13 protein-coding genes are annotated in these 15,511 nt (G+C 73.6%); 4 read left to right on the forward strand and 9 right to left on the reverse strand.

The window, feature by feature from the left end; genetic code table 11:
* Positions 1-16 precede the first annotated feature (16 nt).
* From Ae331Ps2_RS09495 to Ae331Ps2_RS09505, 3 genes are read left to right on the forward strand one after another with little or no spacing between them, the layout of a single operon-like run.
* Complete coding sequence (locus Ae331Ps2_RS09495) at positions 17-343, forward strand: PE domain-containing protein (RefSeq protein WP_075550158.1); 327 nt, start codon at positions 17-19, stop codon at positions 341-343.
* Between the two features lie 31 nt (positions 344-374).
* Complete coding sequence (locus tag Ae331Ps2_RS09500) at positions 375-1,742, forward strand: PPE domain-containing protein (RefSeq protein WP_075309425.1); 1,368 nt, start codon at positions 375-377, stop codon at positions 1,740-1,742.
* Positions 1,739-2,560 (forward strand): ESX secretion-associated protein EspG, encoded by an 822-nt coding sequence (locus Ae331Ps2_RS09505; protein ID WP_075309423.1) that lies wholly within the window; start codon positions 1,739-1,741, stop codon positions 2,558-2,560. Before Ae331Ps2_RS09500 ends, Ae331Ps2_RS09505 begins: the two co-directional genes overlap by 4 nt.
* 234 nt (positions 2,561-2,794) lie before the next feature.
* On the opposite strand, the gene Ae331Ps2_RS09510 is transcribed toward Ae331Ps2_RS09505, so the two are convergent.
* Genes Ae331Ps2_RS09510 through Ae331Ps2_RS09540 form a run of 7 tightly spaced genes read right to left on the reverse strand, consistent with a single transcriptional unit; the run spans position 2,795 to position 10,796 of the window.
* Positions 2,795-3,190 (reverse strand): hypothetical protein, encoded by a 396-nt coding sequence (locus Ae331Ps2_RS09510; protein WP_226361536.1) that lies wholly within the window; start codon positions 3,188-3,190, stop codon positions 2,795-2,797.
* A gap of 28 nt (positions 3,191-3,218) precedes the next feature.
* On the reverse strand, positions 3,219-4,244 hold the full coding sequence (locus tag Ae331Ps2_RS09515; RefSeq protein WP_075309419.1) for a C40 family peptidase: 1,026 nt from the start codon (positions 4,242-4,244) through the stop codon (positions 3,219-3,221).
* Complete coding sequence (locus Ae331Ps2_RS09520; RefSeq protein WP_075312624.1) at positions 4,241-4,837, reverse strand: hypothetical protein; 597 nt, start codon at positions 4,835-4,837, stop codon at positions 4,241-4,243. The genes Ae331Ps2_RS09515 and Ae331Ps2_RS09520 overlap by 4 nt, the downstream gene beginning before the upstream one ends.
* Complete coding sequence (locus Ae331Ps2_RS09525; protein WP_075309417.1) at positions 4,827-6,737, reverse strand: hypothetical protein; 1,911 nt, start codon at positions 6,735-6,737, stop codon at positions 4,827-4,829. The genes Ae331Ps2_RS09520 and Ae331Ps2_RS09525 overlap by 11 nt, the downstream gene beginning before the upstream one ends.
* Entirely contained in the window at positions 6,734-9,844 is a 3,111-nt protein-coding gene (locus tag Ae331Ps2_RS09530; protein WP_139318886.1) for an ATP-binding protein, read from the reverse strand. Before Ae331Ps2_RS09530 ends, Ae331Ps2_RS09525 begins: the two co-directional genes overlap by 4 nt.
* A complete protein-coding gene (locus Ae331Ps2_RS31880; protein ID WP_075309415.1) occupies positions 9,822-10,514 on the reverse strand; it encodes a hypothetical protein in 693 nt (230 codons plus the stop codon). The genes Ae331Ps2_RS09530 and Ae331Ps2_RS31880 overlap by 23 nt, the downstream gene beginning before the upstream one ends.
* 3 nt (positions 10,515-10,517) lie before the next feature.
* Entirely contained in the window at positions 10,518-10,796 is a 279-nt protein-coding gene (locus tag Ae331Ps2_RS09540) for a hypothetical protein (RefSeq protein WP_020622502.1), read from the reverse strand.
* Between the two features lie 512 nt (positions 10,797-11,308).
* Between Ae331Ps2_RS09540 and Ae331Ps2_RS09545 the strand changes: the two genes are divergently transcribed.
* On the forward strand, positions 11,309-13,792 hold the full coding sequence (locus Ae331Ps2_RS09545) for a (Fe-S)-binding protein (RefSeq protein ID WP_075309413.1): 2,484 nt from the start codon (positions 11,309-11,311) through the stop codon (positions 13,790-13,792).
* Positions 13,793-13,855: 63 nt separating this feature from the next.
* On the opposite strand, the gene Ae331Ps2_RS09550 is transcribed toward Ae331Ps2_RS09545, so the two are convergent.
* Together Ae331Ps2_RS09550 and Ae331Ps2_RS09555 are read right to left on the reverse strand one after the other, a co-directional pair.
* Complete coding sequence (locus Ae331Ps2_RS09550) at positions 13,856-15,025, reverse strand: hypothetical protein (protein WP_075309411.1); 1,170 nt, start codon at positions 15,023-15,025, stop codon at positions 13,856-13,858.
* A 31-nt stretch (positions 15,026-15,056) separates the two neighbouring features.
* Positions 15,057-15,437, reverse strand: a complete 381-nt coding sequence (locus Ae331Ps2_RS09555; protein WP_020621990.1) for a nuclear transport factor 2 family protein — start codon at positions 15,435-15,437, stop codon at positions 15,057-15,059.
* Positions 15,438-15,511 lie beyond the last annotated feature (74 nt).

Genomic DNA, 15,511 nt, shown 5'->3' on the forward strand with positions numbered 1-15,511 from the left:
ACTACTTTGCCCGCTCATGAGTCCGTCGGCTGCACCGAGCTTGAACAACCTGATCAGTCAGGTGTCTCCCGACAACGTCCTCAGCGTCGGACGCTCACTCGCGCAGCAGGCTGAGGCCATTCGCGCCGCCCTCCAGAACGCGCTCGGCTGCACGGTCGGCCCGTGCGGCGAGGACCCGATCTCAGGGATGGCGACACCTGTGTTCGACGAGAAGTTCGCGGCGATCATCGATCGTCATATGGCCCACCGGGCCGAGCTGGAACAGGCCGTCACGTCGCTGCGTGCTGTTGCCTCGTCGTACCGGATCGACGAGGCCGCGATCGAGAGGTCCTTCCGGATCTGACCGTCGCTCCACCCATCACGAGGACACGGGAATGGCGTTCCACCAGGGCTTCAACTTCGCTGCCAAGTCCCTCCAGGAGAAGTACGCCTGGGTGGTCGGCAAACCCGGCTCGTCCGCGGTCGTCGACGCCGCGTCCGCGCTCCGGACCGCGGACACCGAACTCCGTGCCGCGGCCGACGAGGCCAGGAAGCGCATGACCGAGCTCGGCGTCTCCTGGCAGGGCCCCGCCGCGGCCGCCGCCCAGCAGTCCCTCGACGGCATCACCACCTCGATGACGTGCACCGCCCCCGTCACCGCGAACGACGCGACCCAGCTGGACGCCTACGGACAGTCGTTCGACCGCACCCAGGCCGCCATCGCCGCCCTGGACCCCACCCCGCCCGGCATCTTCACCAGCGGCGTCCGCAACGCCCACCTGCTGGCGGGCGCCCCGTTGACCGGTCTGGGCGCCACCGTCGCCGACTACGTGACCTCGCTCGAACGCGACCAGCGGCACAGCGAGGAGGCCGACCGTGTGCTGCAGGAGCACCTCGCCACCGCGTCGGCGATCGACGACCGCTTCCTCACCGTCGACCCGGCCTCGGCCGCGGCGCCCACCGGTGCCGGAGGTCCGCCGCCGAGCTCGGACGGGGCCGGCGGGTTCGGCCCGGCCGCCGTCGGGGACGGCGGCGGAGCCGCCCGTGTCGGCGGCGGAGGACCGGGCGGCGTCGCACCGGGTCCGCCGGGCGCCGGGCCCCGGCCCGGACCGGGCGGCGTCGAGGCTCCCGGCGGGCGGGGAGTCGGCGGGCGGGGGAGCGGTGGGTCGGGAGGTTCGGGTCCCGGCACGCCGGACGTCGGGCGACCCGCTGGCCCCGACGGGCCCGGGACCAGCGGGGACGGCACCGACCGGGACCACACCGGGCTGCCCGGACCGGCCGACGTCGTCGCACCCCAGCGCCTCGACCCACCGACCACGCCCGCCCCGGACCCGTACCGGCTCGCGCCACCCCAGGGCGCGTACCCCACGTCGACGGCACCGGGCCCCGATCCGTTCGGCACCCGCGTCGACCTCGGGCGCCAGTTCGGCGAGCGGACCCGGGCGCAGCCACTCCTCCCGCCATCGGCCCGCGGCCCCGGGTACGGCGAGCGCCTCCCCGGCGGGACGGGGTCCGGTGGCGGACGGCCGTTCGAGCCGTTCGGCCCCGGCAACCGGTCCACCGACCCGGCCTGGTCCGCCCGCCCCGGCGAGACCACCGGACGGGGCACCGGCCCGAGCGGCTACGGCCCGATGGCCGGCGGCGCGGGCGGCCGCGACGCCCAGGACCACCGCAACCGCTACGTCGTCCCCACCGACGAGGTGTTCGACATCGAGATCGCCGCGACCGACGCCGTCCTGGCACCCGAGGAGCCCCACCGATGATCGACTGGAACCGCGCCACCGTCCTCACCGCCGCCGAGTTCGACGTCGCCCGGGACCTCCTCGACCTCGGTCGCAACCCCGCGGTCCTGGAGCTCCTCAGTCCCGGGTTCACCGACGTCGAGCGGGCCCGCCTCGTACGGGGGTGCCTCGACACCCTGGCGGCGCGGGGCCTGTTCACCGGCACCGTGTTCGAGCCGAACCTGGTCGACGACCTGCGCACGGTCGTCGCACCGGAGTTCCAGCACGACCTCGTGGTCGCACCCCCGTCGTGGCAGCGTGCGCTGGTCGCGCGGCGGGCCGGGCGCGCGGTGCTGGCCACCCGGATCGACGACGACGTCGCGCTCGTGCGCGTCCGGCCCGACGACGCGTCCACCGTCCTGGTCGAGCTGCTCGGCGAGGTCGTCCCGGGCCCCGGTGTCGGGGTGCAGATTCCCGTCGCGGTGCTGGGGGACGCCGTCGAGCGCGCCGACGGCGACGCCGACCGGCTCGTCCACGAGCTCCTCCGGCGGGGCTGCACCGCGGCCGAGGCCGAAGTGCCGCGGCGGATGGGACGGACCGAGGGCGTCGCCCAGCTCGGTGCCGGGCGCAAGGGACCCGACCCGTGCCGCGCGCCGGGTGTCCTGCTGGTGCACGCCACCCCGGACGGCTGCTACGTCCAACGGCGCCCGACCCCGGACGTCGTCGGCGGCCCGCTGCCCGACGACGCCGTCGTGCACGCCGGACCGGCCGACGCGACGTACCTGGTCCGTGAGCTGGACCGGCTCGCCGACGCGGCCCGGCGCCGTCGCGCACCGGTCGGGGCGCACCGGACATGGTGACGGGCAGCCCGGAACTCGCTTACCGGGTAAGCGAATTCCGCAGGGGAGGTATCCCTGTCGCACCGCGAGATGCAGCTCAGCGGGCCGTGGGGATCGACGATTCCCGCTGAGGTGCATCTCGCCGTCGCCCGGCCACGGAGCGCGCAGATCCCCGGAACCGACCGGCGCGAGCAGCATGATCGGCTCAGCAGCATGATCGGCTCAGCGGCGTGAGCGCAGCGGGGTCCCGTGAAGTCAGCGCAGGACGACGGTCCCCCGCGGCACCTGCCCCGCCGACGCCGGCGGCACCGTGTCCGGCACCTCCACCCGGACCGGCAGCGACCCCGGGACCACACGGTCGTCGACGTCGCGGTACTCGAGATCCCCGTCGGGACCCAGCTCGGTGACGTAGCCGTGTGTCGCGAGCTGGGCGTCGTCGAGCTCGGTCAGGGGCTCGGCGCGCACCGCGGACACCGCGTACTCGGGCCAGACGACGTCGGGGTAGGCCTCGTGCAGGTCGGTGAGCAGCCCGACGAAGACCTGCTGCCAGCGCAGCGGCATCGACTGGGCCAGTGAGCGCGGCACGACGAGGTGGTCCGGGCAGGCACCGGGCACCGCGGAGTCGAGGTAGTCCGAGAGCGGGGAGCGCATGCCGCCCATGATGGCGCCTCGACCCCGTTCAGGCCGGGTTCGGCGTGGTCCCCGGCCGGGTGGCGAGCGGCACGAGGTCGGCGAAGTCCCACGGGACCGGCTGCACCCGGACGGGGAAATTGCGGTTGGGCGCCTCGACCATCTTCCCGTCGCCGATGTACATCGTGACGTGGTAGATCGTGCTCGGATCCGACGGGTCGTGGGCGTAGAACAGGAAGTCGCCCGGCGCGACGTCGCGCACCGGCAGGTGCCCGCCGGACTTGTACTGGTCGCGCGAGACCCGCGGGATCGTGAGCCCGGCGGCCTCGTAGGCACGCATGAGCAGGCCGGAGCAGTCGTAGGCGTCCGGGCCGGTCGCGCCCCACACGTAGGGCTTGCCGAGCTCGCCGAGCGCAAACCCGATCGCTGCGCCGGCGACGCCCGGGGGCAGCGCGCCGGTCGTGCCGGGGGCGCAGCCGGTCGGGTTGGCGACGTCGCCGATGTTCTGGACCAGCGACGCGGCCAGGCCCTCCCACTTGGCATAGGCGTCGGGGAAACCGGAGCGCTGGACTCTCTGAGCTGCCACTGTCACCGGCAGCGAGTCCCAGCCGGGCACCTCCATCAGCCGCTCGTAGAAGATCCGGCTGCTGTAGGCGGGGTCGGTGACCTGCGCGGGGGTCCCCCACCCCTGCGACGGACGCTGCTGGAACAGCCCGAGCGAGTCCCGGTCCCCGTAGTTGATGTTGCGGAGCGTCGACTCCTGCATCGCCGTGGCCAGCGCGATGAGCCAGGCCTTCGGCGGGAGCTGCATGTCCTTGGCGACCGAGATGATCGCGGCGGCGTTCTGCTTCTGCTCGTCGGACAGCGTCTCGAAGGTGGCTCCTCCGCCACCGCGGCCGACCGTCGCCGTCGAGATGCCGGTGTCGCACCAGGCCGCGTTCGACCGACCGCCGCCGAGGTTGGGGCTGAACGCGAGGAAGCCGACCGTGAGGAACAGCACCAGCGCCATCCCGATCGCGACGAACGGCAGCAGCAGCCGCAACGGCCGCAGCGCACGCGTCAGCGGGGTGCTCATGCCCGGTCGTAGCGGGACACCTTCCAGCCCGCCTCGGTGTCGACGATCAGGATCCGCAGGGTCAGCGTGTCGGTCGGCACGGTGACCTCGATGCTCTTCGGCGCGACCCGGGTCGGGGTGGCCGGCCCGGTGACCCGGGAGGCGGGCACGTTCGACGGGTCGACGCTCGCGAGCACGCCGAGGAACTCGTCGGTCGTGTACGGCCGCAGCCCGGCGACCCACTGCTGGGAGGTCATCCCGTCGGGGTGGTTCACCCAGGCCGACGCCCACACCCGGGCCGTCTCCAGGGCCTGCTGCGGTGCCTGCGACACCGGCAGCGCCTCGGGGGTCAGCTCGGGGACCGGCGGCAGCAGGGTCGGGGTGGGCGTCGCGGAGACCCCGGACGAGCCGCTGTCCCACCGGTTGCCGCCGGAGCCTCCCCCGGCGACGAGCCCCCCGGACGCCGCACCGCCGGAACCTCCGAGCGAGACCAGCCCGAACACGAGTCCGCCCAGGACCACCACCGTCACGGCGAGCCGGACGGGGGAGCGCAGCGGCCACTGCCACACCGCGCGGTAGGCGCCGGCACGGCCGCGGGAGGACCTAATCGGCACGGTCACCGCCGGTGTGGGCCGCCCGCGGTCGGTAGATCTTGTAGACGGGCACGCCGTCGACGAGCTCCGGGGTCACCGGGGCCGGGTCGCCGGGGCGACGGGGGCCCGTGTCGTCGCGGCGGTAGATGGAGCGGTCGTCGACCTCGCCGGGGTCGACCCGCGTCGCGAACCCGGTGTCGGGCCGCCCGGACACCCCGACCGGCAGCGCCCCGCGGCGTGGCTCGGCAATCCGGGCCGCCTGGGGGGAGGGCACGTCCGTCGCCGCGCGACGACGGACCCGGGCCCCCGGCCCGGCAGCGGTCTCGGCCTCCGGGCGCACCGCGCCCGGGTCGCCGGACCCGCCGTGGCCGCCGCGCTCGGACCACCAGCGGGACTGGCGCTCGTCGGCGTCGTTCGGGCCCCGCATCCGGTTCCAGACGCGCGACACCGGGCCGCCGTTGATGCCGGGGACGATCCCGCCGAACTGCTCGCGGGTGAGCGTCACCATCGACACCAGCCGCCGGAACGGTCGCGCGACGGCCCACAGCACGAGCGTGACCACACCGGTGACCAGCAGCGCGAGCCACAGATCGACCCCGGATCCGGGTGCGAACAGCGACACGACCAGCAGCGCGTGCAGCCCGGCCAGCGCCCCGACGACCAGCGTGTTCACGATCGCCGCGCCGCCGACGCGCAGGATCGCCGGGATGACGTCCGGTTTCAGCAACGCGACGACGGCGATCGCCGGCGCCGTCACCACCATCAGCCGGATGATCAGCAACGCGACCAGCACCAGGACCTTGGACAGCAGCTGAAACAGCGCGATGCACGCGGCCTGGATCAGCGCGAGCGTCCCGGCTCCGATCCGGCTGCCGGACGCCCCGGTGAAGTACGGGTAGCGGTCGCCCATGCGGTCGGCGATCGCGGCGTACTCGCTCTTCTTGCGCTCGGCCGTCTCGCTGGTGTCCTCGCCGCGGTCGATCTCGTCGATGGTGAACGCCTGGGCCCGCAGCAGGTCCCGGCCCAGCTCCTGGGCCTGCGGGACGTCCGGTGCGCCGAACGTCCCGCGCAGCCAGTTCTGGTAGGCCACCTGGTCGACGAGCACCGTGGGGAGGGTGTCGCGGGTGCCGAGCCCGACCTGCCCGAGGAAGCCCTCCTGCATCTGCGTGACGCCGTCGAGCAGCAGGTTGTCCGCCGCGCGGGACCAGTCGACCGGTGCCAGATAGGCGGCGGAGCCGATCATCAGCGCCAGCACCGCGATGCCGGTGCGCTGGGCCTGGCGCGCGAGCTCGCCGCGCATCGCCAGCAGCAACACGATGATCGCGAACCCGAGCAGGCCGAGGCCCACCCAGGTGGTGAACACCGTCTCGTACATCGCCCGGGTCGCGGTGGTGATGACCTGGTCGAGCGGCTCGAACAGCGACCCGCCGTCGGCGATCAGGTAGTGCGCCCAGTTCACCCCGCCGACGGTCAGCTTCGCCAGGTTGAAGACCTGGTTTCCCAGCCAGGTGTCGGTGGTGACCGAGGGGTTCAGCACGCCCGACGCGGCGCAGCCCAGGTCGTAGTTGTGCCAGACGAGACCGGCATAGCCGACCTCCTCGTAGACGCTGCCTGCCTCCCCGTGCAGCGCCGAGGGCCGGTCGAGCGAGCCGACCAGCCCGGTGCCGGGGCGGTCCGGCTCCGGCGGGGTCTTGCAGTCCAGCGCCTGCGCCATCGCGGGCGAGCCGAGCAGGAGTGTGCCGCCGGCGATCGCGGTGACCACGAGGATCGCCGTCCGACGGCGACGGCGCCGGGTGGTCCCCGGGGTGTCCGGCCGGCGTGCGCGGCGCGTCCTGCGCACCGACACGACGACGGCCGCGAGCAGCACACCCAGGACGACCCAGATCCCTGCGCCGCCGGACGGGTCGAGCCCCGCCGTCACCGTCCGTCCCCGTCGGGGGGCGTGGGCGGGGTGTGGCCGTTCGTGCGAGCAGCCCCGTCCGAGGGCGCGCCGTGCGGGGCCGTGCCGTTCGGGGCACCACCGTTCGGGGGCGTCCCGTTCGAGGGCGCCGCGTTCGGGGGCGTCGCGGCGGGCTCGTCGACGATCCAGTCGTCGTCGAGCTCGTCGAGCAGGTCGAGCTGCTCGTCGTCGTAGAGCTCCGCACGTCCGACGGCGGCGTCGGTCGCGGCGACCGACACGACCTGTACCCCACCGGCGCGGATCCCGCCGGCCAGGACGGGGTCGGCGTCGCCGGGGCCGATCCGGGTGTCGGTGATCAGGTCGATCTCGTCGCCGTCGAGGTCGGGCACCGCCACCGGGGCCGGGGCGCGGCGCGCGGGCAGCGGGCTCGGCTCGTCGGGCGCGGTCATCTCGGGGCTCCCCGGCCCGGTGAGCGCCGGCCCGCCGGGCGGACGCGGGGCGACGACCCGGGCGGCGTCGGGGTTGGTGTCGAGCGCCTCGCGGACGTGCTCCAGGTGCGGCGCCTCCAAGTCGATGCGCACCTTCTCCACACCGCCGTGGCCGTCGGCGAACACGAACTGGCGGGGCGCGTCGTCGGGCCGGTCGTCGTGGCGGGGGCGCGGGGACAGCGTCCCGAGCATCTCCTCGTAGCCGACACCGGTGGGCACGCGCAGCAGCCGCAGCGCCTCGGACTGGGCCTCCTCGTCGTCGGTCCGGCCGACGAACACCGCGTTGACCAGCGACGCGAAGCCCGACACCCGCAGCAGGTCGCCGGCCAGCTGGGAGGCGAACAGGGCGCGGACGTTGAACTTGCGGGAGTCGCGGGCGAGCCGGTCGATGAGGACCTTGCCGGTCGGCACCTGGGACAGGAAGTGCGTCTCGTCGAGCGCGACGCCCTTGCGGAGGTTGCGGTCGGCGTCGTAGATCGTGCGCTGGGTCAGCCAGGAGGCCAGGTTCAGCAGCTCGACGCCGAGCGACTCGTTGTCGGTCCACTCCTCGCGCGGGCTGCCCGGACGAGGCAGCGACAGGCCCTGCATCGTCAGCACGGTGAGCCGGTAGTCGCGGTCGGCCTGCCAGGGGTCCGCCCGGGTCTCGTCGGGGAACAGCAGCGCGGCCTGCGGCAGCTCGCGCCGCTCGTCGAGGAAGTCCGCGACGACGCCGGCGTGGTCCTCACCCTCGGTGGCGTGCCTGCGCAGCGCGTCGATGACCATGCCGGGGTGCCGGTCGGGCGAGCCGCCGACCTCGCGCACCGCCCGGAGCAGCACGATCCGGGTGTGCGGCTGGCGGGCGATCTCGTAGGGCAGCAGGCCCGACAGCACGTCGAGCACCAGGCGGCGACGGGTGGCCGCGGCCAGCGACCGCTCCCGCTTCCAGGCGCGCTCGGGGTCGTCGTCGTCGAGGAAGTGGTCCGGGCGCGGCTCGGCCACCACCCGGTAGGGGTTGAGGATGCCGGGGTCGGCGCGGAGCAGGTTGATGTGCCGGGAGAACGGCGCCAGCTCCGGCAGCCGGGTCAGCTCCGCGAGCGGGCCGGACGGGTCGAGCACCGTCCAGCGGGCCCCGGCACGCAGGGTCTTGTAGACGACCAGACCGGTGAGGAACGACTTGCCCGATCCCAGACCACCGACGATCGCGGTCAGGCCGGACGCGCGGCGGACCTCCTGGGCCAGCCACGGGTCCCAGGCCACCGGGCGCCGGGTCGCGGTGCACGTCTCGCCGAGCATGATCCCGCGCCGGTCGCCCACGCTGGCCGTCGCGGCCGGGACCGCGGCCGCCGCCCAGGTGACCGACCCGCGTCGCCGGTAGGCCGTCGCGGCCAGCGGCTCGCCGGGGATGAACTCGCGGGCGTAGCGGTACTGCGCCTCGGGGTGCTCGATCTGGACCTTCGGCCGGTACAGGTCCACGACCTGCTGGGCGCGGGTGGTGGCCTCGGCCTCGTCGCGACCGGAGACCGCGATCCGCCACCAGCCGTAGAGGCGGGTGTTGAGCTGGGTCAGCCCGGTGGTGAGCTCGTCCTCCACCTCGAGGACCCGGTCGGCCTGGCGGGCCAGCGACATCGGCGGGTCGAGGTCGTGGTCGTGGGTGTAGTGCCGGATCTGGCTGCGCACCTTGCCCATCTGGCGCTGCAGCTCGCCGGTGACGTCCTCCGGGCGGCGCACGTAGATCCGCGCGGACCACTCCACCGGGAACGGCAGCCGGTCGGAGTGCTGCATCCACGGGTCGTCGATCTCGGGGATGCGCAGGCCCTCCATCAGCCCGACCGAGAGCACCGCGACGTTGCGGGTGACGGTCTGGCTGCGCATCCGCCCGACGACCTGCACGGTCGGCGCGTAGGGCTCCTGGTGCAGGTCGACGCCCTCGGTGAACGCGGCGAGGTCCTCCGGCTCCCAGGTCGAGACCCCGCGCGGCACCGACGACAGCCCGCGCGGCGCGGGCAGCCCGAGCGCGACCGAACGGTGCATCAGCCAGGCCATGTCCTCCGCACCTGCGGGGACGGCGTCGAGCCCGGACCCGGCGACGAGCACGTCGAGATGGTTGATCTCGGTCTCCAGCGCGGCGAGCTCGGCCTTGACCGCGGACGGCACGAGCCGGTCCAGGACGGGTGCGGCGTGCTCCACCCAGCGGTCGAACAGCCCGCGGCCGGACACCTCGATGCCGAGGAAGACCTCCTTGTCGGCCATCGACAGGCCCATCAGGTGTCGCTGCTCGCCCTCCAGGAAGCCGTCCCAGCCGAGTGCGCCGGGGACGTCGGGCATCCGGCCGATCGCGTTCTGGTCGAACGACTCGGCCCACATGTGCACGGGGTAGGGCCGGGTCGTGACCCGCAGGTGCAGCCAGCGCCCCTGCAGATCGCCGAGCTGCGCGGCGATCTGGCGGATCAGCACCTCGCGCTGGTTGTCGCTGCGGAAGCTCCACGCCTGCGCCGCGAGCCGGTACCAGGCCATGACCTGGCCGTTGGTGCGGGTGATGTGACCGTCGATCGAGCGCAGCGCGATCGACGGGGTGTAGTCCGAACCGCCCTCGCCGGCACGGGCCCGGCCACGCCGAGCCCTCCGGCGGGGGGTCCGCTCAGGTGCGGCCACGGTGGCCACTCCGGCGCCACGGGTCGGGACGGCCGGTGCGCGCGGGGAGGCTCGCCCCACGACCGCTGCCGCTGCCGCGGGCCCGGCGGAAACGGCCGCGCCGCGGCGCGCTCCCCGGCTCCGGCAACGGCGGGACCACGCGCGTGGGTGCCGCAACCGGGGCCTCGAACCCCGGGACCACCGGGCCGGCGGTGTCGGGGACCGACTCCACGAGGGTGCCGGACGCGGGGCGCGGCGTGGCGTCCGCCGCGCTCAACGAGGAGCGGCGGGGGGCACCGAGTGCGCGGGCCCGTCCGCCCGAGGAGGGGGTGCCCGGGTGGGCACGGGTGGTGTGGACACGCACGTGGGACGCGCGCACCGAGCCGCCCGCGGCCTTGCGCCCGGCCCGCGGACCGGTCACCTCGGCCCAGAACTGGGCGAGCACCTGGCCCAGCGGCCGCTCGTAGTCGATCTTCTTGCCGAGCAGGCGGGTGATCGCGATCGTGCCGACGAGCGCCCAGGCCACGGAGAAGAAGTCCAGCCCGATGCCGAGCCGGCGCTGGACGAACATGATCAGCATCATGACGAGGAGACCCACGCCGTAGCTGACGTAGCGGGCGCGCCAGGGGAACGTGGCACGCGGCGGCCCGAGCCAGACGGCGTCGACGCGGTAGACCTCGTCGTCCGTGCGAACGAGCACGGGTCAGCCCGGGGTCACGAGCAGGTTGGCCAGCGCCTGTCCGATGGCCGGACCGCTGCCGGTCACGGCGATGCCCAGTGCGATCAGACCCACCAGCAGTCCGATGCTCCGCCGGGCCACGCCGGCGTTGTCACCACGACCACCGATCCACAGCAGGATGACGGCGATCGCGAGCAGGATCAGCGGCACGATGTTGTTCGTGATCCAGTCGCGGAGGTTGACCGTGGTCAGCTGTCCGCCCTGGGCGAGTACCAGCTGGATCGCCTCGTACGAGGTCTTCACAGCTCCTCCTTGCGGCAGTCCATTTGTCCCGGTCGCTCCCGCAGGCGAGTAGACCACGAGACCCGTACGTGATCCTAGGGGCTGAGCCACCCGGCCCACGCGTGCGCCACGCTGCGCGATCGGGTCGACACGGTCGGAGCAGTGTCGATCGGGCGTGACTCGTATCTCCCCGGCACCCCGCCCCCGGCCCGAGATGTCATGGTCGGCTTTGTCTACTGTTCGGTAACAAGTATGGCCCGACCGTGACGGGGTCGGGCGACCCACGGCCGGGCGCACTACCCTTCGCCCGACCGTCGTCGCACCCCACCACACCAGTGCGACGACGAGGTCCGAGGAGGCACTGCGATGACGAGGCCCGTCCGGTCCCGGCGGCACGGTACGCCGTGCGCGCACGACCGCACCCCCGCCTCCGCACGCCCCAGGACCGGTTCACCGTTTCCCGTCCCGATCCGTCACGGCAGCACCACGCTCCGGCAGGGACCGCTGGGTGTTCTACAGGGAGGTTCCTCCAGATGACCTGGGTGCAGTACACGCTCGGCATCATCACGGTGCTGTCGGCAGTGGTCGCCGTCGCGCTCGTGTCCATGACCGTGACCCGGATGGTCCGGATCATCCGGCTCGGTCAGTCCGACCCGACGCGCAACGGCCCGTTCGGGCCGCGGCTCGTGACCATGCTCAAGGAGACCCTGGGCCACACCAGGATGCTCAAGTGGACCAAGATCGGCATCCTGCACTGGCTGGTCATGGTGGGCTTCCTGGGCCTGATCCTGGCGTTGGTCGAGGCGTTCGTGGAGGTCTGGAACCCGACCTTCCACCTGCCGCTGATCGGCGTGTGGTCGGTGTACTCGATCTACGTCGAGTTCCTCGGCGTCGCCACGGTCGTGGGCATCGCCGCGCTGATCGTCATCCGGCAGCTGAACAACCCGCGCTCGCAGGGCCGGATGTCGCGGTTCTACGGGTCGAACATGGGCCGGGCGTACTTCGTCGAGGGCGTCGTGTTCCTCGAGGGCCTGGGCATCCTGGTGGTGCGGGCCGCGAAGATCTCGCTGAACGCCTTCGACGTGCCGGTGTGGTCGGCTCCGGTGTCCTACGCCCTGTCGACGATCCTGCCCGCCTCCACCGCGCTGGTCAGCGTGTTCGCCGCGGTGAAGGTCCTGTCGGCGATGATCTGGCTGATCGTGATCGCGGCCAAGCCCACCATGGGTGTGGCCTGGCACCGGTTCACCGCGTTCCCGAACATCTACTTCAAGCGCAACGACGACGGCTACAAGGCCCTCGGCGCGACCCGGCCGATGATGAGCCAGGGCAAGGCGCTGGACCTGGAGGAGGCCGACCCCGACACCGACACGTTCGGCGTCGGCAAGGTCGAGGACTTCACCTGGAAGGGCCTGCTCGACTTCACCACCTGCACCGAGTGCGGCCGCTGCCAGTCCCAGTGCCCGGCCTGGAACACCGAGAAGCCGCTGTCGCCGAAGCTCCTGGTCAACGCCCTGCGCGACCACGCGTACGAGAAGGCCCCCTACCTGCTCGCCGGCGGCAGCCGTGACATGGCCGGCGACGAGGTCGGCATCACCGGCGAGGGCGCCGAGGAGCGCCTGGCGGCCATTCCGGTCGACGCGCTGGAGGCCGCGGGCCGCCCGCTGATCGGCGGCGAGGACGTGAACGGCGTCATCGACCCCGACATCCTCTGGTCCTGCACCACCTGCGGCGCCTGCGTCGAGCAGTGCCCGGTCGACATCGAGCACGTCGACCACATCATCGACATGCGCCGCTACCAGGTCCTGATCGAGACCGAGTTCCCCACCGAGCTCAACTCTCTTTTCAAGAACCTGGAGAACAAGGGCAACCCCTGGGGCCAGAACGCCAAGGACCGCCTGGAGTGGACGAAGGGCCTGGACTTCGAGGTCCCCGTCGTGGAGGGCGAGCTCGACGCCGACACCGAGTACCTGTTCTGGGTCGGCTGCGCCGGCGCGTTCGACGACGGCCAGAAGAAGACCGTCCGCGCCACCGCGGAGCTGCTGCACCGGGCCGGGGTGAACTTCGCCGTCCTCGGATCGGGCGAGACCTGCACCGGTGACCCGGCGCGCCGCTCGGGCAACGAGTTCGTGTTCCAGATGCTCGCGCAGCAGAACGTCGAGGTCCTCAACACGGTCTTCGAGGGCCGTGAGACCGGGACCCGCAAGATCGTGACGACCTGCCCGCACTGCCTCAACACCCTGGGCCGGGAGTACCCCCAGCTCGACGGGCACTACGAGGTCGTGCACCACACGCAGCTGCTCAACAAGCTGGTGCGGGAGAAGAAGCTGGTCCCCGTCTCGGCCCCCGCCGCCGACGCCGCCCCGGTGACCTACCACGACCCCTGCTACCTGGGCCGGCACAACGAGGTCTACGAGGACCCGCGTGCCCTGGTCAGCGCGGCCGGAGCGACCCTGTCGGAGATGCCGCGCCACGGTGACCGGTCGATGTGCTGCGGTGCCGGTGGCGCCCGGATGTGGATGGAGGAGCGCATCGGCAAGCGCATCAACTTCACCCGCGCCGAGGAGGCCGCCGAGACCCTCACGAAGGCCGGTGGCGGCTCGGAGCCGTCCGGGACGCTGGCGGTCGGCTGCCCGTTCTGCCGCACGATGATGACCGACGGCGTGAACCAGACCGCCGGTGAGGCCGTGCAGGTCCAGGACGTCTCGCAGATGCTGCTCGCCGCGGTCAAGCGGGGCGACCCGGCTCCGGAGCCGGAGCCCGTCGCGGCCGGGACCACCGCCGAGACCACCCCCGAGACCACCGCCGAGGACGCGCCGACGACGGAGACCCCCGCCGTCGCCACCCCGGAGGCGGAGGTCGCCGAGGAGGCCGCGGCGCAGGACCCGGCCACCCCGGCCGGCTCGGACGGGGCGTCGAGCACCGGCACCCCGGCGTCGTCGGGCAACGGGAACGGCAACGGCTCGACCAACGGCTCGTCGCCGGAGCAGGCCGAGCAGCAACGCTCGAACGAGAACTGACCCACCACCGACGACGGCCGGGCACCCCGCACGGGGGCCCGGCCGTCGTCGTGTGTGCGGGGGTCAGCAGGGTGCGAAGGAGCTGACCTGGAACGTCGACGGCGTGGTCCGGGTGAGCACGACCCGGCCCAGCTGGGGCGCGGCGGCGCCCCAGGCCGAGCGGCAGGCGTCGACGGTGGTGGTGGCGCCGACCGCCACCACCGGGTCGGGGCGGCGGTCCGGCTCGGTGACCCCGGCTCCCGCCGGCACCCGGCCGTGCAGCACGGCGACGGCGTCCTCGCAGGTGGGCGCCCCGGTGGCGGCCCGCACCTGGTCCAGCGCCGCGGGCTGCACGAGCCGGCAGACCCGGGCCGGGTTCGGCGAGGCGACACCGGTGTCCAGCGAGACGAGCGCGAGCTGTGGACGGGCGACGCCGAGATCGGTGCGGAACTGGGTGCCGGCCTGGGCGTCGATCCGGGCCTGGTCCTGGCGGATCTCCGCGGAGCGGAACGAGTAGCCGACCCCGGACACGACCAGCAGGACCACGCCCAGGGCGAGCACCTTCCAGCGGGGCAGCAGCAGCGCCCCGGCGACGATCACCCCGACCGACAGGGCCAGCCCCCACGCCCACGGGTTCTCGCGTGTCCCGTTGACCAGGGCCGCGACGAGCACGACCCCGGCGACGTGCGGTGCCCAGCCCTGCAGCAGCCGGTCCAGCCGCAGCAGGGCGAGCAGGACCAGGGTGCCGAAGCCGAGTCCGACCGGGACCCACCAGCGGTCCGGGTCGTCGAGGAAGGGCAGGAGCAGCAGCGCTGCGCCGGCCAGGCCCAGCGCGGTGGCACCGCGGAGGCTGCGGGGTCGCAGCTTCCGCCACGGGGCCCAGGGGTCGTCGGGCCCCGACCCGGGTGGGTCGTCGGCACCCGGCCCGGGTCCGGAGCCTCCCGTCGCGGGCCCGTCCGGGAGGGTGAGGGCACGCGGGTCGGCCTCCGGCGGCGTCCGGGGCTGCTCCGGGGTCGGCACGACGAGCTCGGTCCCGGGCACCGGCGGGTGCACCGTGCCGCGGTCCGCGGCATAGCCCTGTCCGGTGGGACGGTCCGCAGCGTCGCCCGGCCCGGCGGGACGGTCCGCGGCGGCGCGGGCTGGCGGATCGGGGGCGTCCGGCCGGCGGGCGGCGGGGCGGACACCGCGGTCGGGTCGTCCGCTGCGGCGACGGCCGGTGGCCCACGGGTCCGGGGAGCTGCGGTCGGCGTCCATCACCTCCCAGCGTAGCGAGGCGGGAGCCCGCTCAAGCGCCGAAGAACGCGTTCATGCCCGGCTCGTCGGACAGGAAGGTCTCGATCTCGACGATCCGGCCGTCCCCGATCCGGCAGACGGTGGCGAGGTGCTCGTCGAGCACCCGGTCCCCGCGGCGGGCCGTGTTGTGCAGACCGAGCGCGACGTTGTCGGCGCTCACCAGGACGTGCTCGAGCGCGAAGTCCACCCCGTAGGAGGCGATCAGCGCCGCACGGTCGAGTACCGCCTCAGCACCGTCGACCCGGCCGGAGACCGCGTTGTTCCCGGGCAGGGTCCAGGTGACGGCCGGGTCGAGAACCGCTCGCAGCCGGTCCTTGTCCCCGGTGGTGAGGGCGGAGTGGAACTCGGTGGCGATGTGGTGACGGACGTCCACGGCTCCTCCAACTGTTCGATTTGATTCGAACCGTAGCCCTCGAACCCGGCCGTCTTCCAGATGACCGCCGCCAC

It is taken from the genome of Pseudonocardia sp. Ae331_Ps2 (assembly GCF_001932405.1).
Lineage (GTDB): Bacteria > Actinomycetota > Actinomycetes > Mycobacteriales > Pseudonocardiaceae > Pseudonocardia.

Coding starts and splice junctions, on each gene's coding strand:
- Ae331Ps2_RS09550 (WP_075309411.1), bottom strand. CDS start 15,025: ATGGACGCCGACCGCAGCTCCCCGGACCCGTGGGCCACCGGCCGTCGC.
- Ae331Ps2_RS09545 (WP_075309413.1), top strand. CDS start 11,309: ATGACCTGGGTGCAGTACACGCTCGGCATCATCACGGTGCTGTCGGCA.
- Ae331Ps2_RS09505 (WP_075309423.1), top strand. CDS start 1,739: ATGATCGACTGGAACCGCGCCACCGTCCTCACCGCCGCCGAGTTCGAC.
- Ae331Ps2_RS09515 (WP_075309419.1), bottom strand. CDS start 4,244: ATGAGCACCCCGCTGACGCGTGCGCTGCGGCCGTTGCGGCTGCTGCTG.
- Ae331Ps2_RS09500 (WP_075309425.1), top strand. CDS start 375: ATGGCGTTCCACCAGGGCTTCAACTTCGCTGCCAAGTCCCTCCAGGAG.
- Ae331Ps2_RS09495 (WP_075550158.1), top strand. CDS start 17: ATGAGTCCGTCGGCTGCACCGAGCTTGAACAACCTGATCAGTCAGGTG.
- Ae331Ps2_RS09510 (WP_226361536.1), bottom strand. CDS start 3,190: ATGCGCTCCCCGCTCTCGGACTACCTCGACTCCGCGGTGCCCGGTGCC.